The organism is Rothia sp. P13129, from assembly GCF_048512865.1.
GTDB lineage: Bacteria > Actinomycetota > Actinomycetes > Actinomycetales > Micrococcaceae > Rothia.
In genome coordinates this window covers 13,346-36,574 of the sequence record NZ_JBLXYA010000004.1, presented here as the reverse complement: position 1 = coordinate 36,574, position 23,229 = coordinate 13,346, and the positions used below count along the sequence as shown (strand labels likewise).

Here is a 23,229-nt window from a genome sequence, read left to right as displayed (position 1 = left end):
ATCTATGTCCACAACACAGGTTGATTCAACAGTTTCTCTCGGGTTGCCTCAAATGCCCCGTACCCGCCGAACTCGTGAAGAGATAGAGGCTGCAGCACCTATCAAAGGGGAGAAGAAAGTTCTTCTTGCTGCACCCCGCGGGTATTGCGCAGGCGTCGATCGCGCCGTCATCGCGGTCGAAAAAGCTCTCGACCATTACGGTGCCCCCGTCTATGTTCGTAAACAAATCGTACATAACCGTCACGTAGTGGAAACACTCGAAGAACAAGGCGCAATCTTCGTAGACGACGTGGACGAAGTACCCGAAGGAGCCGTCACCGTATTCTCTGCCCACGGTGTGTCCCCAGCAGTCGTCAACGCTGCCGCAGAACGTGAACTGAACACCATCGACGCCACCTGCCCCCTCGTCAACAAAGTACACCGTGAAGCAATACGCTTTGCAAAACAAGACTACGATATTCTGCTCATCGGACATACCGGACACGAAGAAGTCGAAGGCACCGCCGGCGAAGCACCTGAACACATCCAGATTGTGAACTCACCCGACGAAGTCGATAAAGTCACTGTCCGAGACCCCAATAAAGTTGTGTGGCTATCACAAACAACACTATCGGTTGACGAAACGTTAGAGACCGTAGCACGTTTACGTGAGCGCTTCCCCTCCTTACAAGACCCACCATCCGACGACATTTGCTACGCAACCTCAAACCGTCAAGGCGCCATTAAAGAAATTGCACCCCAAGCCGACCTCGTTATTGTGGTTGGTAGTGCAAACTCGTCAAACTCCGTTCGACTCAAAGAAGTAGCACTAGAATACGGTGCAAAAAAAGCTGAACGCGTTGATTTCGCCCATCAAGTAGACGAAAGCTGGTTTGAAGGCGTGGCAACCATTGGACTAACTTCCGGCGCATCCGTCCCAGAAGTCCTCGTGCGAGAAGTCCTCGCCCTCTTACAAGACTACGGTTATCACAAAGTCGAAGAAATCGAGACAGCTAAAGAAGACATTCTTTTCTCCTTGCCCAAAGAACTTCGTGCCGCACTAAAAAATGACGAGAACGCTGGGCGACAACTTGGCGGACGTGGAGCTAAACCCACCCGCTAAACCTACCAACCCCATTAGCGGGATTTTCAAACCCCTCAGACGCTTTTAGCTATTCCACGAATCATAGTCAAAAGGCTCATCTGAGGGGTTTGTGCGTTGCGGGAAAACACGAGAAGAAGCATTCGGCGTCATATTGCGTGGGGTAGGGCGTTCAATCATCACAGCCGGCGAATCATCTTCATCCTCAGCAGAAGAAGCTTCCCACGAGGAGTCATGCCCTACAAATTCTGGTGCGCCAAGAGGCTTGGCAAAAGAATCTAAAGGGTCACTGCGCAGAGAAGATGAAATAGACGACGAATCTAAATCAGCAATTTTACGGGCCGTCACAAAAACGCGGGTCTCTAAAGAACCAACCAAAGAATTATACGATTCAACAGCCTTATTCAACGACCTACCCATACCCTGTAGATGTGCGCTCGCGGTGCCAAGACGTTCATAAAGTTCTTGAGAGAGCGATAGAAGTTCTTTGGCATTATCGGTCAGAGTCTCTTGACGCCACGAGAAAGAAATAGCCTTCAGACAAGATAACAACGATACGGGGGAGACCAGAGCAATATTTTTTGCGTAAGCATCATCTAATAGTGAACTATCTGCTTGTAACGCGGCAGATAGCGCAGACTCTAACGGGATGAAACAGAGCACAAGCTCAGGAGAAGACGAAAAACCTGTCCAATACTTCTTACGAGCAAGAGTGTCGATATGGGCACGAACTTCTTTGACGTGTTGAGCAAGAGCCTGCTGTGCAAGATTCTCATCGTCACCGGCTTCTTGAGCTTTAAGATAAGCATTAAGCGGGGTCTTCGCATCTAAGATAATGATCTTTTCCCCGGGAAGATGAATCAACATATCAGGTCGGATGATGCGTTCTCGTTCATGAGAAGGCGTAATCGTTGCGCTCACTTGCTCTTGAAAAGAAACATATCTAGTCATACCAGCGGCTTCAACAACTCGACGGAGCTGCGTCTCACCCCAAACGCCGCGTGCGCTAGATGAACGTAACGCACTAGATAGCCCCTGTGTGACGGTGCGTAGATTCTCTTGTACTTGGGCTGAGGCTTTGAGCGCTTCAGACACTGCACCGTATTGTTCTGAACGTTGTGACTCCATCGCTCGAACAGAACGTTCCATCGTGGCAAGTTGCACTTTGACCGGTGCTAGAGCTTGAAGGACATCAGCGTCTTCTCGTGAACGTTCTTGTAGCGCCTGAACTTGTTGAGTGAGGTATTGTTGCGTTTTTTCAGATGCGGTGAGCTGGGCGTTAAGACGGGCATTATGCTCTCGCAACGATGAGATAGACCCTGATTTGAGGTATCCAAGATACCAGCCTAAGAAAAGTCCAAGGATAAAAACAAGGGTAAGAGCAAGAGGGAACGTCGCATCAGTCATAACTACTAGTCTAGTGTTTTTCTACCGATGTTAGCTATTGGTGATGGACGTTCCCGTACGCTGTGTTTATGTGTAGTGTGTGGTAATCCACCCGCGTTCTTGTGCCATCTGCGAGGCTTGGTGCCGGTTAGCTGCACCAAGTTTTGCAATAGCAGAAGACAGATGATTGCGGGTGGTACCTTCGCTGAGGTGAACTATTGCGGCAATAGCCTGAATAGAATCACCGCGATGAGCGACGCTGAGCACCTCTTGTTCGCGTGATGTCAACGGGTTATTGCCGACGATACAAGACTGCGCAGCAAGATGAGGGTCGATAACCTTTTCTCCAGTGTGCACGGCACGAATGTGCTGTGCCAGCTTTTCAGCTGGAGTGTCTTTGACGATGAACCCGCGTGCATCATTCTCTAATGCCCTTTGTAAATATCCTGGGCGAGAGAACGTCGTAATGATGAGGGACTTTGTAGAACTATGGCCCTGTGCGAGTTTTTCGAGTACATCAAACCCGCTGCTACGCGGCATCTCAAGGTCAAGTAGAAGAACATCAGGTTGCTCCTCTTCTACTAGAGCCAGCGCTTCAAAACCATCAGCTGCTAACCCAACAACCGTCAAATCATCATGTAATTCTAGAAGTGTGCGCAGAGCTTCACGGATGAGTTGTTGATCGTCAGCAATAACAATTCGTATCATCACACTCTCCTTAGAACAGATACTGGGCAGTGCATCTAGTTTGATGCACCAGACATATCAACAAATACGCGTGTACCAGGGCGCAGCGGACGATCGGTGGCATTGGTGATAGATACTACGCCACCGGATTCTGCTACACGCTCTTTGATACCCAGTATTCCATGACCATCGGTAGCCTTCGCAATACCGACTCCGTCATCAATAATTTCTAGGGTCTTCTCCGTGACACGAACTGTCACTGTAGAAGCCTTGGCATGACGCAAAATATTGGTTGAGGCTTCTCTGAGCACCCACCCAAAGAGTATGTCATAACGCTGGTCTGCCGTAGATTTTTCGGGTAACTGAAGCTGAATATCACAATGAGAGAACAAAACTTTGAGATCTTCTAACTCTCCAGATAGCCCAGGGGTTTTAAGACGCGTGACCGTTGACCGTAATTGCGCTAGAGCGGTGCTGGTGAGCTCTTTAATATTTTCGAGTTCTTCACGGGCCTTTTGGGTGTCGTTATTGAGGAAGGCTGATACGAGTTGTGTTTTGAGATTAATCGTGGTGAGAGTCTGACCTAACGAATCGTGTAAGTCTCGGGCGATACGAGATTGCTCTTTCTCAACGGTCAGTTGAGTTTTTCGTTCTTGATGCTTTGTCCCTACGACATCGGCAATCCCAGCACAATAGATAGCAAAAACACCAATCATCGGGCCAATTGCTACAGGCCAAGAATCAGGGGAAACCATGATGATGAGTCCAACAAAAAATACGATAAGGACTAACGAAACGCCCATTGCAACCGTTAACGGAGCCAAAAACATCCACAATGCAACAAAATAAGGGAAGCTCGTGAACATCTCAACACCAAATATCCACGCCAAGGCGCTAATAGGCAGAAAAAGTAAAAGCGAACCATAGATGAGGGGAACGATGGTGGCCGATGAACGCTTTGGACGTTTACCGATAACCACAAAATTGCCAAGATAGATTCCGGCAAAAATCAGGAGCAAACCCCACCCAATAATATGTTCAAAAGGGGTAGACGCTATATGGAAAAGGACAGCTATCGGAAAACCTAGAAAAATGAGGCTAGGAAGAGGAGCTAAAATTTTTTGAGTAATTTTTTGTGTTTTCATGCAATTATCATCTCGTTTTAGGGCGGCGCTCAACCAGTGTCATACCACCGAAGTATTCCATGACAAATGTCAGGGTGAGAGACCCTACCCCGAACTCTCGGCTCTCATGGCAGGCTATTGCTAGACTGGAAAAGATTTTACGCTCATCGTCTTACTCATAACCCTTATTGAAGGACAACTCCATGCCCTACCTCTTTCTCTTTCTTGCCATTGGCGCCGAACTCATCGCAACCTCATTGCTCAAAACTACCGAAGGATTTACTCGCCTACTGCCCACATTAGGGTGCTTGAGCTTGTACGGACTATCATTCTTTGGGTTATCACACGCGGTCAAAGATATTCCTGTAGGTGTTGCCTACGCAATGTGGAGCGGGTTAGGTACAGCTGCCATCGTTGGTATTGGTGCAGTGTTCCTCGGTGAGCCTCTGAGCGTCGTTAAAGTTATTGGTGTTGGGCTCATTATTGCTGGTGTGCTGATTCTTAACCTCTCAGGTGCTGCCAGCCACTAACAAGGAACGCTAAAGAGCGAGTAGACTTATGAGCAAGACTCCAACAATTTTCACAAGATAAAGGTATTAGTGTGGCTTTAACTATTGGCATCGTAGGTTTGCCCAACGTCGGCAAATCAACCCTTTTCAACGCGCTCACCAAGAACACTGTTCTTGCAGCGAACTACCCCTTTGCAACCATCGAACCAAACATCGGTGTTGTTAACCTTCCCGACCCCCGCCTGAACCGTCTAGCCGAAATTTTTGGTTCAGAACGTATCCTGCCGGCAACCGTATCCTTTGTGGACATTGCCGGTATTGTGCGTGGTGCCTCTGAAGGCGAAGGTCTCGGTAACCAGTTCCTTGCCAATATTCGTGACGCACAGGCTATTGCACAAGTTGTGCGCGCCTTCGACGACCCCGACGTCATTCACGTAGACGGTAAAGTTGACCCAGCCTCCGATATGGAAACGATTAACACTGAGTTGATTCTTGCTGATTTGCAGACCCTCGAAAACGCGATTCCACGTCTGGAAAAAGCCGTCAAAATTAAAAAAGGCGACCCCGCCCAGCTCGAAGAATACCGTAAAGCTCAAAAAGTTCTTGAAGCGGGGGAGACCGTCATCTCTCAAGCAAAAACCGCAGGTATTGAACTGTCCTACCTCAAAGAACTCAACCTTCTGACTACTAAACCCTTCATCTACGTCTTTAACTCTGACGACGGTATCTTGCAATCAGCTGAGAAACAGCAAGAACTGCGTGACCTTGTTGCACCAGCTGAAGCAGTATTCTTGGACGCAAAACTTGAAGCCGACATGGTAGAGCTTGACGAAGAAGAAGCCCGCGAAATGCTCGAGATGAGCGGACAAGACGAATCTGGTCTCGACAAACTCGCTCGCGTCGGTTTCTCCACCCTTGGGTTACAAACATACCTCACTGCTGGCCCGAAAGAAGCCCGCGCGTGGACCATCAACCAAGGCGACACCGCACCACAGGCTGCCGGTGTCATCCACACTGACTTTGAACGCGGATTCATCAAAGCTGAAGTTGTATCTTTTGCTGACCTCGATGCAGCCGGCTCAATGCAAGAAGCCAAATCTCGTGGACAGGTACGTATGGAAGGCAAAGAATACGTGATGCACGATGGTGACGTTGTGGAGTTTAGGTTTAACGTCTAAGCCTGCAAAAATGTTGTTGTATGTCGTGGTGGCATTTTTGTTACTGTTCAAGGGTGGTACCAGTATGTGCTGGTACCACCCTTGAGCGATTAGACAGCGTCAGCCAGAGAAAAAGTTATAACCGCTATGTGAGCGCCTTATCCTTGGCAGGGACAACTCACAAAAATTATTAGCAAAATTTCGCTAGCTCTATCTGCTTTTCACAGAGCTGGGATACAAGGCACTTGTTATAGGTGCTGTGTGTCATGAAGAACATCATCACGTAAGTCAACTGATGCGGAGACTATCTCTAATCCTAGAAGATACCCATCGTTATCAACATCAATCGTTACTTGCGTTTGCACATTTGGTGTTTTGATGAGGGAAACTTATTGAACTGATTCTCTTGGCTAGTTCTCGTGTACGACGTATTCCGTTGAAGGTACGGTTTCGGTTTCCTAATTGGCAGTGGGCGTTGTATGTCTCCCATATATAGATCTTGGTATTTTGCGGTCTCGAACAGATGCAATGATGAGCGTCAACCCAGCCCTAGAGTAACTCAGTTTGAGGTGGTGTCCTCCAGGCTCTCAACGGTGGACTTCCGAACGTGGGTCTGCGTATGCGGAAAAGTAGGTGAAGGTTCTGGTGCGCCTGTTGATTACGGCTGTGGTGCCGAAAGAGAAAATTGATGGGCCTTTCAATGCTATCGACCGCGTTGCGAAAACCTCTGAACGGTGTACTTGCCCTTGTCTGGTTTGGTTTGAGCTAGCGCAGAACCAGCCACGGGCTTTGTCCGTGCAGAGGTATGAGCAATCGCGCAGAAGTTTCGATGCCTTGGCTGAGATGTTTGCTTCGTGTTTTGTTCGCCCATATCTTTTTCCTTTTATCTATGTTTGTCACAACGCGACTGTGTATTTGTGCAGTTGAACATTCCGAGAGTGAAATGAGACTGTAAAATCAAAATCGTTGTTCGTTTTGTTCTTGTACTTCCATGTGCAACGAATCTGTGAGTGAGTAAAGTGGTGGGCAACCTACTAAACAATTATAGAGGTGAAAAATGCCGAGCAGAATGAGTTCAATAATCTGGTTGGCTTGCATTGCCTGATGTTGAAAGGTTCCGACGATTTTGGTGAATTTATTGCGTCTATCATCATTTTTTGGGGAGGCTTGTGCAAGAACCTGACGCCGGAAATAAACGGATAACTATTAGCTTGTGCTCTATCGATGAATGGTCCAGATATGTTTTAGAGACTCGTGTTCGATTAGGCCGAATCTCGCTGATGAGTTGCTGATAGGTGGTATGCGGAAGAATTCTCCTCAAAGCTGTTGGCGAGCCTCCAAAACGGGTTCTTAACAACTTTGTCGACAAGCTCCGTTATACCGACCGAGGGAATAATAAAGGCAAGATTGGGCTTGGTTTAGGTAGCGTTATTTATGAAATCTTTATCTTTGTCAGCGATATCACCCTAGAGCGTTTGAAATTCCATTCAAACCACCCAAACTTACACCACCGTCGAGTATTCTGTATATTGATGAGACGATCAACCGGCTAGCCTTGTCTGGCTTTCTAGTCAGATGTTAAGACCTCGGACAGGCGAGTATCGTTGACAACATAAAAATACATGCCTGATATAACCGAACTGCAATCCCGCTGCAACCCAATCTGCTTTACTAAACAAGAAAGTCACGGCCGCTACGGCTTCCTTGAAAGCAACCATAACGAGGACATCATTGACATGGAGGAACCCTATGCCCAAGAATGCTACTATCAGCTACACCCCCCCCTGTGGAAACTACTTATCGACCGTGGCATAACCGAAACCCAATTCCAAGAATACGTAGGGCTCAGCACAGTAGCCATTGCCAAACTCGGATAAACTGGAAACATCGCTACCGGCGTCCTAACCCGAATCTGTAACGTACTCAACCGCGACATCGCCGACATTTGCGAGGTCGTCCCGAACGAACAGGAGATCGCACAATGATCCGAGATGCACGTGAACACAACGAAACCGTCACTCCGAACGACTTTGAGATCGAACGACTCCGCGCAGCGTTGCCCGAGTACTTCGATAGAGACGGGGCCTTCATGCTCGACCGGCTCCAAGAGAGCCTCAAGGAAGGCGATATCAGCATAACCAAAGAAGGCTACGAGCTGAAGTTCCTCGGCAAATCATATGCCAAGTACCTGACCTCCACCGAAACCGAGACCGTTGTCGTCCCCGACCTTGACCACAACAGCCAGCTGGAGAACAAGGACTCGGAGAACCTCTACATCGTCGGTGACAACCTCGATGCACTCAAGCATCTTCTCGGCTCATACGCAGGCCAGGTCAAATGCATCTATATCGATCCGCCCTACAACACGGGATCTGACGGGTTCGTCTACAACGACGACTTCGGATTCACCCCCGCGCAGCTCGTCGATAAGATCGGGCTCAGCGAAGATGAAGCGGAACGAGTCCTCGATCTCCAAGGAAAGGCCTCGCACTCGGCATGGCTCACCTTCATGTACCCGAGACTCCAACTGGCGAAAGAACTGCTCGCAGACGACGGTGTTATCTTCATCAGCATCGACGAGAACGAACAGCCAAACTTGAGCTTGATCGCTGATGAAGTTTTCGGCGAAATGAATTCGGTAGGGACGCTCGTATGGCGTTCAACTCCGGGTTCAAATACCGGAAATGATTTGAAGACCGTTACTGAGTATGTTGTTGTGTACAGTAAAAATAAATCTCTAAGCATGTTTCGTGGCGTATCTCCAGATGCCTCCGAATACAGACTCACCGATGACTACTATGCAGAACGTGGGGGCTACAAAGAAAATAAATTGGATCGACGAATGACGGGGAGCCACTACTCTGAAGCACTTAACTACCCAATTACAATGCCTGACGGGAGCCAGCTTTGGCCGGGCAATGGCGGTTCAAGGCAAGAACACTGGAACTGGCGGTGGAGTCGCGAAAAAGTCTCCTGGGGATTTGAGCACGACTTTCTTATTTGTAAGAAGCAGAAAAACGGCTGGTCCGTTTATTTCAAACAGTATCTGCTCGTAGATAACACCGACACTCCTATCGAGCGTTCCGTTCCCCCTCAGAATCTGATTGAGATTAATGGATTAACGGTTCAACATCTCGACGGAGTCAGTTCTGCCAGAGGCAATGCGGACGCAATGTCTGTAATGGGTGATAAATTCTTTGATTACCCAAAACCAGTCAACTTGATTAGACACTTAATGTCACTAGTGCAGCCTGATGGGCTCTTCTTGGATTTTTTCTCCGGGTCTGGAACTTCTGCTGAGGCTGTAATGCGTAACAATGCGTTTGATCATTCGACAAATAACTGGATTCTGGTTCAGCTACCAGAGAGAGTCACGCCCGACTCAAAGTCGAGTGCGTCACGATCAGCCTATGAAGCTGGATTTACAACTATTGATGGCATAGCGCGTGAACGTATTCATCGTGCGGCCGCGAAAATCAAGGAAGAGACTGGCGCGGATATTGATTATGGGTTCCGCCTGTATCGTTTGGAGGAACCATCTGGTAAGGTTTTGGATCAGCTTGAGCGTTTCGACCCAGCGGTTTCGGATGCGTTATTTGCTGGGGACTATGTGTCGAAGTTCGATCTGAAGGGGACACCTGGCCATGATACCGTCTTGGCAACATGGCTGGTGAAGGACGGCTACGGCTTAACGGCCTCCGCTAAGAAGGTGACACTGACCGACTATTCCCTCGACGTGTGTGGCGATTCTGGCTACGTCATTGACACTGGGCTAACGAGCGATGACGTGGTGACTCTCGTCCGCCTACTGGAGACTGGCGAACTGGGTTTGTCTCGGGTTGTGGTGTTCGGTTATTCGGTTGAGTTCTCGGTGATGCACGAGCTGAAGAAGAATTTGGCTGTGTTGAAGTCGGGCAAAAGCATTGACGTGATTGAGAGGTTCTAACTGATGCAGATTAGGCTTCAAACTCTTGACCATCAGCAGCGCGCGTTGGACGCAGCGACTGGGGTTTTCGCGGATGTTAATTTAAGTTTCGCATCTCCTTCAGAGGCGAATCCAATCTTCGACGTTGGTGATCCGCAGATCACGCATAATATCGCCCAACTACAGGCTGGGGCTGTTGATGGTGTGGCGGCTGTGCCGAAAGCGTGGTGTACCCGCACGGATGATGGCGTGCTAGGTGTAGATATCAAGATGGAAACCGGTACCGGTAAGACCTTGGTGTACACGCAGTTGATGTTCGAGTTGAATCGGCTGTACGGGTTCCACAAGTTCATCATTTTGGTGCCATCAACTCCGATTAAGGAAGGTACCCGCGCTTTTATCAAAGCCGATTATGCTCGCCAGTATTTCGACGACACGTATGGTGCTCGTTTCAAGCTGGATCTTGAGGTGCTTAATCCGCAGAAGTGTTCGAAGGGCCGCAAAATGTTTCCATCGGCAATATCGAATTTTGTGCAAGCCTCTCGGCTAGCTAAAGGCCGCATTAGCGCGTTGTTGATGACCGATGGCATGTTGCAGTCGAAAGCAACGATGGCGACGATTTATGACCAGTCGGTGCTGGGAATGTCGAGTCAGCCCTATGAGGCGCTGGCGATGACCCGCCCGGTTGTCATTATTGATGAGCCTCACAGATTCCGGCGTGAGAACAAGGCCTACCAAGTCCTACTTGAGCAGATTCAGCCTCAAGCAATTTTCCGGTTCGGTGCAACGTTCCCGAAGCTCGATAAGTCTGGAGCAACCGATTACAACAATCTCGTGTTCAACCTTGGATCGGTTGAGGCGTTTAATGAACAGCTTGTTAAGGGCGTGGCAATCCAATACCCGCAAGATGACGGTAGTGAGTCCGTACGTTTGAAGCTCACTGGAATGTCGCGCTCTAAACCTAAGAGCGCTACGTTCAACAACCTCGACACGGGCAGGTCCATCACACTAAGGGTTGGTGAATCTCTGGGTGATATCGATGGAGATTTCGCTGGGGTCACCGTTGAAGGTGTGGGAAAGACTGAGAACGCGCTGATCAAATCCGGTGTCATGTTATCGAACGGGCAGATTCTTGCCGCAGGTGATATTTTGGTTAGCCGCGTGTATTCAGAGACTTATCAGAGCTTGATGATGAAGCAAGCACTCGATAATCACTTCGAAGCCGAGTGGGAGAATTTCCGCCGCTCTACCAAAGTCAAAACTCTTACCTTGTTTTTCATCGACTCGATTGAGTCCTACCGTGGTGAAGACGGGCCAGGGCATCTACGTGAACGCTTCCACGAACTGCTCACCACCAAGCTGTCCGAGCAAATCGACAAGCATAAGAACGACACATCCACGGTCGGTAAAGAGTATGTCGCCTACCTGCGTGCGTCAGTAACGAACGTGACGGCGACGAACGGCGGTTATTTCTCGGCAGATAATTCTTCAAACGATGAGGCGATTCAAACCGAGGTCAATCAGATTCTGCGCGACAAGCAGTCATTACTGTCATTCACACATCCGGACGGCACGCCCAATACGATGCGGTTCATTTTCTCGAAGTGGACGCTACGCGAAGGCTGGGATAACCCGAATGTCTTCCAGATTGTGAAACTACGTTCCTCAGGCTCAGATATATCGAAGTTGCAAGAAGTCGGACGCGGCCTGCGCCTGCCAGTGGACGTGGACGGCACTCGCCTCGCACACGAGCAGTTCTACCTCACGTATTTAATCGATTACACCGAGGAGTCGTTTGCTAACTCGCTGATCGGTGAGATCAACTCCGACGTTTCCACGGCAACCCCGTCTGTGAAGGACCTCTTGCCCAAGGTCGCTGCAGAACTCAAAATTGCCGAAACAGACCTGTTTATTCTCTTGCTACAGGCAGGGTTTGTCGATACCGACAAGAACATCATTGAAGGTAAAGAATCTAAATTATTGGAAGCGTACCCGCAGTTTAATGTGGGCAAGCTCAAGCCCGATAAGGTCGTTACGAACAAGTCCAAAACCAAGGTGGGTATCCGCCCCGGACGCTATGCCGAGCTCAAAGACCTCTGGGAGGCTGTCAACGCCAAGTACTACCTGCGGCTCGAAGACCTCACCGAGGATGAAATCGCAGCCTGTATCGACGGCATTTTAGACTCGGGTATCTACACGGCACAAACCGGTCGGTTCACGCAAGAGACAATCGAGCGTAACGACGATGGTGAACTGATTGCAAAAATATCAACCAAGGCTGTGTTCTCCATCGATGACACACTCACCTACGGCGACTGGCTTAAAGGTGTCTATCTGCAAACCTATCTGCCACTCCAAGCAATCAATGCTGGACTTGTGCGCTACCACGCGAAGCATCCGCTACCGGAAGGATTCTTCAACAAGGCCACGCTGGCTAGGTTCGTCACCCAGTTCCACGAATGGATGCAACACGAGTTCATCAACCGATTCTCCTACACACGCATCGACGCGCCACTGGGAGCCACAGCACTGACCGAGCCGGATGGACAACCGCTGCGAGACATAGTTCAAGGCAACATCGGTATCTACCGTGACGCCAGTGCGAACGTGCCAGATAAGTTCCTCTACGACACGTTCGTCTACGATTCACCGAAAGAAAAAGACAACATCCAAGACTCCGACGCGCTCGACGAAGTCATCGTCTACGGCAAGATTCCCAGGCGGTCCATTCGCGTGCCTGTCTATTTCGGTGGCACCACAAGCCCAGACTTCATGTACGTACTCAAAGGTACAGACGGCAATCTGTCGCTAAACTTTGTCATCGAAACCAAGGACGTCAACGCCCAATCCGACCTACGCGAGTCAGAGAAACTCCGGTTCAAGGCAGCCAAGAAGTTCTTCGAATCCATCAGCGACGAGAACATCAATGTCCAATTCGCATCACAGCTCAAGCACGACGACATCGTCGCGCTTATCAAACATGTGGTGGCGTCGTGATTACGAAAGTTCATATTCGAGGCTACCGAAAGTTCAAAGAGCTAACTCTCAACCCCCACCAGGAAATGAACATCATTGTGGGTGCAAATGAAGCGGGCAAGTCCACTCTTCTTGAAGCTATCACGATGGCACTCACTGGCAAGTTCGAAGGTGTGGCCGCAAGTGAGGCGCTCAACCCCTACTGGTTCAACATGGAACTTGTCGATGCTTTCTTCAACGCACTCTCGAATACGAAGGCTGGAGATTCGCTTCCTGCGATTCCAGAGTTCCGTATCGATATACATCTTGAGGTTCCAGATGGGGAATTCCAGAAGATGCGAGGCATTCACAACCTGCTAAAGGAAGATAGCGTCGGTCTCTCCATTCACGCATATCCTGACCCCGATTATTCGGAAGAGACCGAGCAGTATTTTCGAGAAGAGAATTGTCCCCATATCCTCCCAGTTGAGTACTACCGTCTCGATTGGCGAGATTTTGCCGACCAAGTTGTCTATCGACGTCCCAAGGAACTAGGGGTTGCTGTTATCGACCCGCGCACGATTCGCTCAAATCGGGGCATGGACTATTACACGCGTCAGATTGTCGAAGAACGTCTTGATCCTAAAGTGCGCAACCACGTCTCAGTTGAACACCGTAAGATGAGGGCTTCTCTGGGCGATGGTTTGTTAACAGTGCTTGACGGAGCATTGGGCACGAACTTTTCCGCATTGCGCCACTTAAAGCTTGGTATTCAAGTTGACCAGTCGCGCTCATCATCATGGGCAAACACCCTGGTACCTGCGATAGACAAGGTTCCATTTTCTCAGTCTGGAAAAGGAACGCAGGCTATAGCCAAAACGGTTCTTGCGATGGGAAAGTCGTCTGAGTCTTCCGCTTATCTACTGGTAGAAGAACCGGAGAACCACCTCAGCCATACAAGCTTGCGTGAACTGCTTTCTTACATTTCAGCAGCACGTAAGGGACGGCAGGTACTCGTTACCACACACAGCTCATACGTCCTCAACCGCCTTGGCCTAGACCAGCTCGTTCTCCTACACGAGGGCACTGCGCACGCATTCCAAGAACTGAGTGACGGCACATCAGAGTACTTCAAGAAACTTTCTGGATTCGATACGTTACGACTCGTCCTAGCGAAAAAGGCCGTACTGGTTGAAGGACCTTCCGACGAGATCGTTTTCAACAGATTCTTTCTTGATAAATACGGAGCTGAACCTCTCGACTACGGAGTGGACGTCATATCAATCGGTGGGGTCTCGTTCCGTCGAGGATTTGAACTAGCTTCAGTACTGAATCGGACACTCGTAGCGCTACGCGACAACGATGGCAAGACCCCGGAACACTGGCAGGATAAGATTAAGGACTTCACGAAGCCCAACGAACGCGAGCTCTTTGTTGGCCAACCCAATTTGGGGAAGACGCTCGAGCATCAGATTATGTCGGCGAATAGTAAAGATACTCTTCGAACGGTCCTTGGACTGGACAACAACACAGACCTATTGGATTGGATGTCAACGAACAAGACAGCTACAGCGCTCAAAATTGCGACTTCGCCGGAAAAGCTGAATCCTCCAAAATACATCGTAGATGCAATCAACTCGCTTCAAAGCATCGTGATCAGGACAAGAGAATTATCATGATTCATAACTTCGTTCACGCTTGTGCTGGAGCAGGGAAAACAGAGCTCATCGTCCGAAGATGCGCTAATATGGCGAATCAAAAGAGACGACTGGTCATCACACTCACCGACTCGGGGCAAGAAGAACTCGTTTCGCGACTTTCCGTCGCGTGTAGCCAGTCTCAAATGCCAGACGTCATGGGTTGGTACGCATTCATGATCAGACACTACGTCCGACCATATCTCCCCATCCTATTCCCGGGCGTACGCCCTACGGGATTTATTTTCGACCGTGATATGCACCCCAAAGACCACTTCAAATTAGGAGGGATTCGGCGCTATTTCTCCTCGAGTGGGTCGATATACAAAGAAACATTACCCGAGCTTGCAGTCAATGTCGCCGAAGCTATGCAAGGTGCAGTCGAAAAACGGCTAGGCCGCATCTACGACGAAATAATCATTGACGAAGTGCAAGACATCAGCCGAAAAAGCCTCGACGTCATCAAGCGATTCCTGAAACAAGCGACACCGCACCTAATCTTGGTCGGTGATGTCAGGCAGTCCCTGCTTGATAGCGATCAAACATCATCGAAAAACCGAAACGCGGATCGTCTTGGACTCATCAACTGGTACCGGAAGTACGAATCGGCGGGTCTCCTTGAATTCAAAGAGCTATGTAACACATGGCGATCAAACCAGAGAATTGCTGACTTCTCAGACCGTATTTTTCCCACTGAACTAGGGTTCGCACGAACGAACTCCCAAAACTTGGCGGTAACTGGACATGATGGTGTCTTTCTCGTGCACGAACAACACCTTGCAGCCTATCTCGAAAATTATCATCCGATGCCTCTGCGCAGTAGTAAAGCATCTGGCAAACACCTCACTGATCTGGAATTCAAGAACATAGGAACAGTTAAGGGGCTCACCTACGAACGGGTAATCATCGTTCCGACCAAGCCCATGCTCAAACTGATTGCAGACGGCACGCCTTTGGCAGACAAGAGCGCTTGCCTCTTCTACGTTGGAGTTACAAGAGCAAGAGCATCGGTCGCCATAATCGTCAACGACAAAACTCTGATGCGAAGGCTACGAGAAAATCCATTCATTCCAATTAGCACCTGGAATCCTGAATCCTCCGAGCAATAGTTGATGTAACAATTCGACGCTTTCCCATACCTTTTGAAGCTCTTCACTTGACACAGAAAGATGGGTGCACAAACTCGTCCGATTACCGCCCAATACACACCGCCAAAGCAAGTCGTGGAAGGGCGACTCATATGACCGCGAGTGCCGCACCATCGCTGACTGAGTGTTTCGCGTGTTACCGCGCTATTTCAACTCGCAAGTGCGTACTCGCGCATACTATTGATTTTGTATCAAGGTCTTATCCAACGTTTTTGATAGCACCACGTCCACGAATAATGGGTGATATTCCCCTATGCTAGGGTCAATCATTGGCCAATCTGCATCAAGAGAATCACCTTCACGAGTGATGATGTTAGCTAGACGAATACCCCGCATAATCAAGTCCATACGGGGGAGGGGGAGCGCATAAGCCGTTTTCTGTAATTCTTGCGTAATACTGGACTGAGTCAGAATCACCATTACGGTGAGTAACCGCCTCACCAATGTGTCACAAGAGGGAGGCATATTCTCTGGCGGGATCATACACCTGAATACCATCATGTCCAGCCAAATGATAACCTACGATTTCAGCCATCACCGATGCCGCCTGGTGAGGGCTATAAAACTCGCCAGCTGACTTGCCAGCGTTCGCCGCGAAATGAGAAATCAAATATTCGTGGACATAACCAAGCACATCATAGTTTTGGTGACCATCTGTAGGAATCTCTCACGATACGGATAAGCTCACGCAGCTTTTTATCCTGAGTATTTGCATCCGTGCCCAACTTTGGTACAGTGGCTGCTAAAGGCGAGAAAATCTCATGGAAAATAGACCTGTAAGCTGGGTGAACTTGGCTATCAAAAGCCTGTTCGGTGTCGACGACCCAAGAAGGCTTCAAATCATTAAGGTTTTCTTCTCAGATGGAAGATAATTCGAGATAGGCGATGAAATACCCTAGTTCTTCTTGAGACTCTGAGTAATGCGCCTCCCCTTATCCCCAGATAGCTGCACCTCAAGCGATTCACGGCTAAGCCCGTTATTCACAAAAAGCTCAACCTCACGACCAGAGAGGAACTTGTAAAACGTCAGACTAAGAATCAAGTCCTTGTAATCGTTAGCGTCTAAGGACCCGCTCATCTTATTAGCGGCTTTCCAAATTTGTGAAGCGAGTTGCTGCTTATCCATATGAATAATTCCTTTATTCTTTATGCGGTGGTGCTCAATCAGGATGTACCATCCAAGAACTCTAGCGTAGCTGCCGATCAAAAGTGCTCAGATGAGATGGTGTTGTTCTAGAGAATAGTGGCGTGTTGAGGGGTTTGTTCTGAGTGATTTTTAGTTGATGAAGAAAATTTATTTACTTTTTATCACAACTAAATATGTTTAGTTGCAAGAGGTGTGTGTCAAAGAATGAGCATGTCAGAAGGTGTTTTATTGGTATAGTAATGTGCAACACGCCTTGTGGGTTGAGGTTAGGCAAACCTGAAAAACAGTTGATAATATGAAGCCATCTTGCTTTGACGCCTAACAAAACTAAGGAGTTTCTATGCGTCGCTTTCTGGCTACAACCTTTGCCACTGCCCTTTTCGCAACCGGAGTAGTCGGTTGCTCTGGGGCCGCTGACACCACTACGGCTGCTCCCAGTGAAGATAAGAGCAATACCAAAGTTCTCAACCTCTATTCCTCACGTCACTATGATGCAGACAAAGAAGTCTACAAAATGTTTGAGGAAGAGACCGGAATTAAACTCAACGTCGTTGAAGGCAAATCTGGTGAACTCATCGAACGAGTCACTCGAGAAGCTAACAACCCTGAAGCTGATGTTTTCTTGACCGTTGGTGCAGAATCTATCTCACAGCTCAATGACGCAGGAGTCATCGCAGACTCCACCTCTGAGACCATTGCAAACAACATCCCCGAAAAATATCGTGGGGAAAACTGGATGGGTATTGTCTCCCGTGCACGTGTCATTGCCTATAACAAAGACACCGTTGACCCTTCAACCATCAAAACCTATGAGGACATCACTAAACCAGAGTGGAAGGGTAAAGTTCTGGCACGCTCCTCATCCTCTTCATATAACCAAGCTCTTCTAGCAAGCTTCGTTGCTCTTGATGGTCAGGAAAAGGCTACTGAATGGGCGCAAGGCGTTGTCGATAACTTCGCACGCGAACCTAAAGGTAACGACCGTGACCAAGCTAAAGCAGTTGCAGCAGGTGAAGGCGATCTTGCTATCATGAACTCTTACTATTGGGCTCTGATGAACCGTTCATCTGACCCCGAGGTTGTTAAAGTGACCGAAAAAGTGGGCATGATTTTCCCTGAGAAGACTCACCTCAACCTTTCTTATGCTTCCGTACTTAAGGGAGCTAAGAATAAGGACAATGCTATTAAGTTCCTTGAATTCCTATCTTCTGAAAAGACTCAAGAGTTTATTGCACAAGAGAACGGTGAGTTCCCTCTGAATCCTAAGACTGGTCTTCCTGAGCCACAGAAATCTTGGGGCGAGTTCACCACTCAAGACTTAGACTTCTCAACCTTTGGTAAGGATAAGCCTGAAGCAACCCGCATCTTTGATCAGGTTGGCTGGAAGTAAACACCATTCACTGTGATGTGCCGGGTACCTTAAACGGTGCCCGGCACATCTGTTATTGTCTTGAACCTTGTTGAAAGGACAGCTAACTGTGAAAGCCCGTATTGGATGGCTCGCCGGAAGTAGCCTCATCGTATGTGTGATGGCGCTGCCGATTCTTGGTGTGCTCATGGGGCTTTTCTCGCCTGTTAACGATACTTGGCGGCATATTCAACAGTATCTACTTGCTGATTACCTTATCGAAACTGCTCTTTTAACTATCAGCAGTGTTTTATGTGGGATTATTTTAGCTAGTGCTTTGGCGTGGTTTGTGACAGCCTACCAATTCCCTGGGCGTAAGTTCTTATCGGTAGCGTTGGTGATGCCGTTAGCTATCCCGCCTTATATTGGGGGGTACACTTATGTATCGCTGACGGGGTACACCGGTCCGATACAGATCTTCTTCCGAGAACATTTAGGGTGGACCCCTCCACCGGGCTTTTTGGATATCCAAAATATCTATGGCGCAATTTTTGTTTTTACACTTTTTCTGTACCCATACATTTATTTGGTGGTCAGAAGTTTTCTTGACCGTCAAGCCGGTCAGCTACTCGAAGCGTCTCGTATGTTGGGTGCTTCAAGAACTCGCACGTATTTTCGGGTCATTTTGCCGTTGACTCGTAACGCTGTTGTTGCCGGTGCGACGCTGATGGCGTTTGAAGTGTTGAGCGATTATGGTGTGGTGTCTCATTTTGGGTTGAATGTTTTTACGACCGCAATTTTTAAGGCTTGGCTTGGTTTTAATGATGTTGCTTCGGGTCTTAAACTTGCTGCTATTCTTCTGATTGTGGTGACCTCTGTGAGCATGGGGGAGAAGGCTCTTCGTGGGCGGCGTTCTTATGCGTATGCTTCTGCTCAGGTCACACCTATTCAGGCTGTTGCTCTTGACGGGTGGCGCAAGATTGTTGTTCCTGCACTGTGTTGGGGAACTTTCATTGTTGCCTTAGTGATTCCTGTTGGGCAGATGGTGTATTGGGCTGTTTTATCGTGGGATAATATTCGTCGGAGCGGAATCGTTGAAGCTTTTAGCGCCACCTTGAGTGTTGCTTTTGTGGGTGCACTGCTGACCACCTTATGCGCGGTGATTGTGGCTGAACATCAACGTATATGGCCTACACGGTTTTCAAAGTTGATGGCTCGCATCACTGTCGTTGGGTATTCTATTCCTTCAACGGTTATCGCCTTATCTATTCTGTCTCTCATTTTTTGGGTCGCAAATGCGTGGGGACTTCCTCTGACGTTAAACCCAGCAATGATTGTGTTAGCTTATCTGATTCGCTATCTTGCGGTGTCGATGCAACCGATAGAATCTGGTTTTGAACGTATTGGCACACGTTTTACTGAAGCGTCTCGATGTTTAGGACACGGGCCAACCAAAACATTAGTTCGTGTTGACCTTCCAATGATGAAAACTGCGTTATATGGTGCTTTTCTTTTAGCGTTTATTGACATGGTTAAAGAGCTTCCTATTGTGTTAATTCTTCGACCGTATAATTTTTCGACGCTCTCAACGACGGTGTTTCAATATGCTAATGATGAGCAGATTCCAGAATCAGCGTTGGCAAGTCTTCTCATTATTGGTTTGGCGTTTATACCTGTTCTTTTACTGGTGGCACGTGGCTCATCTACGGACAAGAAAGATAAGACTTTACGATGACAACCATCAAACTCACTAATATTGTTTTTTCGTACCTTGGTTCACGTATCCGTCAGCTAGATGGTTTTAGTGTAGAGATTCCTTCTGGGGAGTGTACTGCTCTTTTGGGTCCTAGTGGCTGTGCGAAAACAACGGTGTTGCGTCTGATTGCAGGACTTGAAAAACCAGATTCTGGGGTTATCAGAATGGGGGATAGGGTGCTCTCTGATACGAGGTGTTTTGTGGAGGCTGAGCATCGTAATATTGGCATGATTTTTCAGGATTATGCGTTGTTCCCTCATATGACGGTTGAGAAAAATATTGCTTATGGTTTGATAGGTGTCCCTCGTTCAGTACGTAAAGAGCGTGTTGATGAGGTGCTGCAGTTAGTTGGTATGGGCGGCTACCAGAATCGTTATCCTTATCAGTTATCTGGCGGGCAGCAGCAACGTGTTGCTGTAGCTAGAGCATTAGCGCCGAAACCTGAGGTGCTTTTGTTGGATGAGCCGTTTTCTCATCTAGATACTCATTTGAGGCAGAACGTGAGAGAAGAGATTAAATCGCTTTTGCAGGCTGCGAAAGTAACTTCGGTGTTGGTAACTCATGATCATGACGATGCTGAAACGTTAGCTGAGAATATTGTTCAGATGAAAACAATGCGATAGCTTTTAGTCGTTGGGGTATTGCTGATGCACTGTGGGTGAGTATACGTCATATACCTTCTGCTTCTCTGTGTAGTATTTAGTAAAACACTGAAAATTTTATAACTTATGTTAGGCTTGCCTAAGTTCTGTAAAATGAGTTGAGAAGAGCCTTTCATGCTTTCTGTTTTAGACTTTTTAGTCCATGAGAACTTGGTGATTATAGGCTTCGCCGTCATCGTTCCCTTGGTCTTTATATTGCGTCGTTCTATTCGTTCTCACGCAGTTTTGTATTATCTGGGAATCACCGTCATCACCTTTATTGTTTCGGGTCTGTGGATTCACTGGGCACTAACCGATAGCTACCCTGTAGATGAGTGGTGGTGGCCTTTTATGAGTCAGATGAAGCGTGGCTCGGTTGGCTTCGTATTCTTCACTATTGTGATGTTCCAAGGTGTTATCAAACCATGGAATAAGGCAACGAGAGAGCTATATGCTATCCGTGGCGAACTTTCTATCTTTGCGTGCATCACCTCATTCTGCCATCTTCTGCTCTATGGTTTGAGCTGGCTCATTGACCACGGCGAAGCAGAAGTTCCTTATGACATTCTTTTCTGGACATCACTCCTGCTGCTTATTGTTGGACTGCCGTTGTTTATTACGTCCTTCAAAAAGATTCGTTTCTCTATGAAGGCTGCGAACTGGCAGAAGCTCCATAAAGCATCGTATTTCTTCTACTTCTTGCTGTATGCAAACGTGATTTTTGTGTTTATTCGACGATTCCTTGTGTTCTCTGACCGGTTGCATGAACCCGAGAATCTACCGTGGCTGATTGATACGTATGTTTCTCTTGCCATTTACACTGCCCTCTTCGTGACGTATACGGTGCTACGCATTCGTACGGACAGGAATAAGCGCGAGCGTGCTCGTGTACGTGAGCTTAAACGTAAAGCACACGAAGAAGGCCGTTCTCTAGAATCTATTGATTAATCTTTGTTTCTCTATACGCTGAGACTTTATCTGTAGGGGGGGAGCGCATGTTTCAAGGAGTTTGCGCGCCCTCTACCTGTATCAACGAAGATGAAGAATCTATGGGATAATGGGGCGAACACAGATTAACGAATGACAGGAGACAGTCATGTCCGTCGCACCCGCATGCCCAGAATGCACCGAAGAATATAGTTACGAGCAAGGCACCCTATGGGTCTGCCCCATGTGTGGACACGAGTGGTCTGCTGAAGAAAGCACCGAAGATACCGCCGAACAGGCTGCTAAAATTCTTGACGCTGTTGGTAACGAACTTTCAGATGGTGACGCTGTCACCATTGTTAAGGGGCTTAAAGTCAAAGGTGGCGCCGATATTAAAAGCGGCACGAAAGTCAAGAGCATCCGTCTTCTTGAAAGCCCTGTGAACGGTCACGATATCGAAGCAAAAGTTCCAGGCGCAGGGCAGATGTACCTCAAATCTCAGTTCGTCAAAAAATCAAACTAGAATTTTTCTAGAACTCCGATAAAAATGACGGTAGTAAAGCAACCCCGCAATAAAAAGGGGTGCTTTACTACCGTCATCTTTATATCTTCAGTGTTTAAGGAATACAGTTCTCATGAAAACGGCGGTAGAGGGCAACCCCTAGCCACGGTGTCAAAAGAGCCAATACAAAAACGATTCCCATCGTATTAAACGTGCTTACTGTGGCATGAGCTTCGGTCGTCTGCTGTACAACACTTTCATTGAGAGCTTGCACGATAGAATAATCTACTGTCTGGGCAGTTACTTCAGCTGCTTGAGATGGTGTCAAAAATGTTGCGAACAATGTTAGGAAAAGAACAATAATCCCTAACGTCCTTTTCTGAGCGTTCATCATATTCCCCTAAAAATATGGATGAGTATTCTGTTATATTCCCTAATATCTAGAATAAAAGAAAAAATCCTCAAACGGAATACTCATGCTCAAATGAGGTGCGTAGAGTTACTTCTTGACGGTAGCTCATGAACGGTATAATAAGCGGTGCTAAAGAAGATTTTAATCGACAGAAAAACACTATGCTTGCTCAATTCATGACCATCTTTATGGCATTTTTTGCCATCATGAACCCACTGTCAAATTTGCCAGTGTTCATTAGCCTTGTTCAAGGAGACGACACTAAAACACGTAATTCGGTGGCGGCCCGTTCACTACTTTTTGCTTTCTCTATTGTCGTGGTGTTTTCACTTTCTGGAAAGCTCATCTTTGAAGAATTCGGTATCGGGTTGCCCGCTCTACGGATTGTCGGAGGCATACTCGTCTTCTTGATTGGTTACCACATGCTACAAGGGAACCATTCTTCTTTTGCTCACCCAAGCCAATCTGATCAGGAAGCGAGCAAAGAGCAGATGCTATCAGTGGCAATATCGCCTCTTGGTATGCCGTTACTTGCTGGACCTGGAACTATTGCCACTGCAATGAACTATTCTGCTCAAGGAAATTCAACTGATATCCCCATCACCTTGGCTGCCTTTGGGCTCTTGTGTGTGGTGACGTATCTTTGCTTCCGTTACGGTAGCGGTATCGTAAAATTCTTAGGTCAAAATGGTCTGAATATTATGACCCGTTTAATGGGTCTTCTATTAGGTGTTATCGGAATGCAGATGCTCATTGCCGGCATGCTCGGCGCTTTCCCAGGGCTTGCGCACTAACCTCAACACCTTCTACCAACAGGATTCTCTGGG

Annotated in this window: 23 protein-coding genes; 15 read left to right on the top strand and 8 right to left on the bottom strand. The window is 47.9% G+C overall.

Translation table 11 applies throughout. The annotated features are described in order from the left end of the window. The first annotated feature begins 4 nt into the window (after positions 1 to 4). Positions 5 to 1,102: a 4-hydroxy-3-methylbut-2-enyl diphosphate reductase gene (locus ACN081_RS03965; RefSeq protein ID WP_419102867.1), complete on the top strand. Its 1,098-nt coding sequence runs from the start codon at positions 5 to 7 to the stop codon at positions 1,100 to 1,102. A gap of 45 nt (positions 1,103 to 1,147) precedes the next feature. Here ACN081_RS03965 and ACN081_RS03960 read toward each other — a convergent pair whose 3' ends face one another. The 3 genes from ACN081_RS03960 to ACN081_RS03950 form a co-directional block, all read right to left on the bottom strand. Next, the gene (locus ACN081_RS03960) at positions 1,148 to 2,488 is read right to left on the bottom strand and encodes a DNA recombination protein RmuC (protein ID WP_419107027.1); all 1,341 of its coding nucleotides are present in this window, start codon (positions 2,486 to 2,488) and stop codon (positions 1,148 to 1,150) included. 66 nt (positions 2,489 to 2,554) lie between these two features. Continuing rightward, on the bottom strand, positions 2,555 to 3,175 hold the full coding sequence (locus ACN081_RS03955) for a response regulator transcription factor (RefSeq protein WP_419107026.1): 621 nt from the start codon (positions 3,173 to 3,175) through the stop codon (positions 2,555 to 2,557). Positions 3,176 to 3,210: 35 nt separating this feature from the next. Further along, on the bottom strand, positions 3,211 to 4,299 hold the full coding sequence (locus ACN081_RS03950) for a sensor histidine kinase (RefSeq protein ID WP_419107025.1): 1,089 nt from the start codon (positions 4,297 to 4,299) through the stop codon (positions 3,211 to 3,213). A gap of 182 nt (positions 4,300 to 4,481) precedes the next feature. Between ACN081_RS03950 and ACN081_RS03945 the strand changes: the two genes are divergently transcribed. Next, positions 4,482 to 4,808 carry a DMT family transporter gene (locus ACN081_RS03945; protein ID WP_419102864.1) on the top strand — a complete coding sequence of 109 codons (327 nt, stop codon included), beginning with the start codon at positions 4,482 to 4,484 and terminating at the stop codon, positions 4,806 to 4,808. Positions 4,809 to 4,879: 71 nt separating this feature from the next. Beyond that, a complete protein-coding gene (ychF, locus tag ACN081_RS03940) occupies positions 4,880 to 5,965 on the top strand; it encodes a redox-regulated ATPase YchF (protein WP_419100786.1) in 1,086 nt (361 codons plus the stop codon). A 682-nt stretch (positions 5,966 to 6,647) separates the two neighbouring features. Here the strand turns inward: ychF and ACN081_RS03935 are convergent. Continuing rightward, entirely contained in the window at positions 6,648 to 6,815 is a 168-nt protein-coding gene (locus ACN081_RS03935; RefSeq protein WP_419102863.1) for a hypothetical protein, read from the bottom strand. A gap of 179 nt (positions 6,816 to 6,994) precedes the next feature. On the opposite strand from ACN081_RS03935, the gene ACN081_RS03930 reads away from it, so the two are divergent. From ACN081_RS03930 to ACN081_RS03905, 6 genes are all read left to right on the top strand, one after another. Then, on the top strand, positions 6,995 to 7,147 hold the full coding sequence (locus ACN081_RS03930) for a hypothetical protein (protein WP_419107024.1): 153 nt from the start codon (positions 6,995 to 6,997) through the stop codon (positions 7,145 to 7,147). A 419-nt stretch (positions 7,148 to 7,566) separates the two neighbouring features. Next, positions 7,567 to 7,821: a helix-turn-helix domain-containing protein gene (locus ACN081_RS03925; protein ID WP_419107023.1), complete on the top strand. Its 255-nt coding sequence runs from the start codon at positions 7,567 to 7,569 to the stop codon at positions 7,819 to 7,821. A 104-nt stretch (positions 7,822 to 7,925) separates the two neighbouring features. Further along, complete coding sequence (locus ACN081_RS03920) at positions 7,926 to 9,890, top strand: DNA methyltransferase (RefSeq protein WP_419102861.1); 1,965 nt, start codon at positions 7,926 to 7,928, stop codon at positions 9,888 to 9,890. A 3-nt stretch (positions 9,891 to 9,893) separates the two neighbouring features. Then, positions 9,894 to 12,866: a type III restriction-modification system endonuclease gene (locus tag ACN081_RS03915; RefSeq protein ID WP_419102860.1), complete on the top strand. Its 2,973-nt coding sequence runs from the start codon at positions 9,894 to 9,896 to the stop codon at positions 12,864 to 12,866. Beyond that, positions 12,863 to 14,503, top strand: a complete 1,641-nt coding sequence (locus ACN081_RS03910) for an ATP-dependent nuclease (protein ID WP_419107022.1) — start codon at positions 12,863 to 12,865, stop codon at positions 14,501 to 14,503. The genes ACN081_RS03915 and ACN081_RS03910 overlap by 4 nt, the downstream gene beginning before the upstream one ends. Beyond that, positions 14,500 to 15,630, top strand: coding sequence for an AAA family ATPase (locus ACN081_RS03905; RefSeq protein WP_419102858.1), 1,131 nt, complete (start codon positions 14,500 to 14,502; stop codon positions 15,628 to 15,630). The genes ACN081_RS03910 and ACN081_RS03905 overlap by 4 nt, the downstream gene beginning before the upstream one ends. A 216-nt stretch (positions 15,631 to 15,846) precedes the next feature. Here ACN081_RS03905 and ACN081_RS03900 read toward each other — a convergent pair whose 3' ends face one another. From ACN081_RS03900 to ACN081_RS03890, 3 genes are all read right to left on the bottom strand, one after another. Further along, positions 15,847 to 16,089, bottom strand: coding sequence for a hypothetical protein (locus ACN081_RS03900; protein ID WP_419107021.1), 243 nt, complete (start codon positions 16,087 to 16,089; stop codon positions 15,847 to 15,849). 28 nt (positions 16,090 to 16,117) lie between these two features. Beyond that, positions 16,118 to 16,303: an N-6 DNA methylase gene (locus ACN081_RS03895; RefSeq protein WP_419102856.1), complete on the bottom strand. Its 186-nt coding sequence runs from the start codon at positions 16,301 to 16,303 to the stop codon at positions 16,118 to 16,120. Between the two features lie 261 nt (positions 16,304 to 16,564). Continuing rightward, entirely contained in the window at positions 16,565 to 16,795 is a 231-nt protein-coding gene (locus tag ACN081_RS03890) for a type I restriction-modification system subunit M N-terminal domain-containing protein (protein ID WP_419102855.1), read from the bottom strand. A 361-nt stretch (positions 16,796 to 17,156) separates the two neighbouring features. On the opposite strand from ACN081_RS03890, the gene ACN081_RS03885 reads away from it, so the two are divergent. The 5 genes from ACN081_RS03885 to ACN081_RS03865 all read left to right on the top strand — a co-directional run bounded on the left by ACN081_RS03885 (position 17,157) and on the right by ACN081_RS03865 (position 22,011). Next, on the top strand, positions 17,157 to 18,206 hold the full coding sequence (locus tag ACN081_RS03885) for an extracellular solute-binding protein (RefSeq protein WP_419102854.1): 1,050 nt from the start codon (positions 17,157 to 17,159) through the stop codon (positions 18,204 to 18,206). A gap of 88 nt (positions 18,207 to 18,294) precedes the next feature. Then, entirely contained in the window at positions 18,295 to 19,899 is a 1,605-nt protein-coding gene (locus ACN081_RS03880; RefSeq protein ID WP_419102853.1) for an ABC transporter permease, read from the top strand. Next, the gene (locus ACN081_RS03875) at positions 19,896 to 20,543 is read left to right on the top strand and encodes an ABC transporter ATP-binding protein (RefSeq protein WP_419102852.1); all 648 of its coding nucleotides are present in this window, start codon (positions 19,896 to 19,898) and stop codon (positions 20,541 to 20,543) included. The genes ACN081_RS03880 and ACN081_RS03875 overlap by 4 nt, the downstream gene beginning before the upstream one ends. A 153-nt stretch (positions 20,544 to 20,696) precedes the next feature. Next, positions 20,697 to 21,509, top strand: a complete 813-nt coding sequence (locus ACN081_RS03870; protein WP_419107020.1) for a hypothetical protein — start codon at positions 20,697 to 20,699, stop codon at positions 21,507 to 21,509. Positions 21,510 to 21,657: 148 nt separating this feature from the next. Continuing rightward, positions 21,658 to 22,011 (top strand): zinc ribbon domain-containing protein YjdM, encoded by a 354-nt coding sequence (locus ACN081_RS03865; RefSeq protein ID WP_419107019.1) that lies wholly within the window; start codon positions 21,658 to 21,660, stop codon positions 22,009 to 22,011. Between the two features lie 94 nt (positions 22,012 to 22,105). Here ACN081_RS03865 and ACN081_RS03860 read toward each other — a convergent pair whose 3' ends face one another. Further along, a complete protein-coding gene (locus ACN081_RS03860; protein ID WP_419102847.1) occupies positions 22,106 to 22,381 on the bottom strand; it encodes a hypothetical protein in 276 nt (91 codons plus the stop codon). A gap of 182 nt (positions 22,382 to 22,563) precedes the next feature. On the opposite strand from ACN081_RS03860, the gene ACN081_RS03855 reads away from it, so the two are divergent. After that, positions 22,564 to 23,196 carry a MarC family protein gene (locus ACN081_RS03855; protein ID WP_419107018.1) on the top strand — a complete coding sequence of 211 codons (633 nt, stop codon included), beginning with the start codon at positions 22,564 to 22,566 and terminating at the stop codon, positions 23,194 to 23,196. Positions 23,197 to 23,229: the final 33 nt, after the last annotated feature.

Coding starts and splice junctions, on each gene's coding strand:
- ACN081_RS03965 (WP_419102867.1), top strand. CDS start 5: ATGTCCACAACACAGGTTGATTCAACAGTTTCTCTCGGGTTGCCTCAA.
- ACN081_RS03960 (WP_419107027.1), bottom strand. CDS start 2,488: ATGACTGATGCGACGTTCCCTCTTGCTCTTACCCTTGTTTTTATCCTT.
- ACN081_RS03955 (WP_419107026.1), bottom strand. CDS start 3,175: ATGATACGAATTGTTATTGCTGACGATCAACAACTCATCCGTGAAGCT.
- ACN081_RS03950 (WP_419107025.1), bottom strand. CDS start 4,299: ATGAAAACACAAAAAATTACTCAAAAAATTTTAGCTCCTCTTCCTAGC.
- ACN081_RS03945 (WP_419102864.1), top strand. CDS start 4,482: ATGCCCTACCTCTTTCTCTTTCTTGCCATTGGCGCCGAACTCATCGCA.
- ACN081_RS03935 (WP_419102863.1), bottom strand. CDS start 6,815: ATGGGCGAACAAAACACGAAGCAAACATCTCAGCCAAGGCATCGAAAC.
- ACN081_RS03925 (WP_419107023.1), top strand. CDS start 7,567: ATGCCTGATATAACCGAACTGCAATCCCGCTGCAACCCAATCTGCTTT.
- ACN081_RS03920 (WP_419102861.1), top strand. CDS start 7,926: ATGATCCGAGATGCACGTGAACACAACGAAACCGTCACTCCGAACGAC.
- ACN081_RS03915 (WP_419102860.1), top strand. CDS start 9,894: ATGCAGATTAGGCTTCAAACTCTTGACCATCAGCAGCGCGCGTTGGAC.
- ACN081_RS03905 (WP_419102858.1), top strand. CDS start 14,500: ATGATTCATAACTTCGTTCACGCTTGTGCTGGAGCAGGGAAAACAGAG.
- ACN081_RS03900 (WP_419107021.1), bottom strand. CDS start 16,089: ATGGTGATTCTGACTCAGTCCAGTATTACGCAAGAATTACAGAAAACG.
- ACN081_RS03890 (WP_419102855.1), bottom strand. CDS start 16,795: ATGGATAAGCAGCAACTCGCTTCACAAATTTGGAAAGCCGCTAATAAG.
- ACN081_RS03885 (WP_419102854.1), top strand. CDS start 17,157: ATGCGTCGCTTTCTGGCTACAACCTTTGCCACTGCCCTTTTCGCAACC.
- ACN081_RS03875 (WP_419102852.1), top strand. CDS start 19,896: ATGACAACCATCAAACTCACTAATATTGTTTTTTCGTACCTTGGTTCA.
- ACN081_RS03870 (WP_419107020.1), top strand. CDS start 20,697: ATGCTTTCTGTTTTAGACTTTTTAGTCCATGAGAACTTGGTGATTATA.
- ACN081_RS03865 (WP_419107019.1), top strand. CDS start 21,658: ATGTCCGTCGCACCCGCATGCCCAGAATGCACCGAAGAATATAGTTAC.
- ACN081_RS03860 (WP_419102847.1), bottom strand. CDS start 22,381: ATGAACGCTCAGAAAAGGACGTTAGGGATTATTGTTCTTTTCCTAACA.
- ACN081_RS03855 (WP_419107018.1), top strand. CDS start 22,564: ATGCTTGCTCAATTCATGACCATCTTTATGGCATTTTTTGCCATCATG.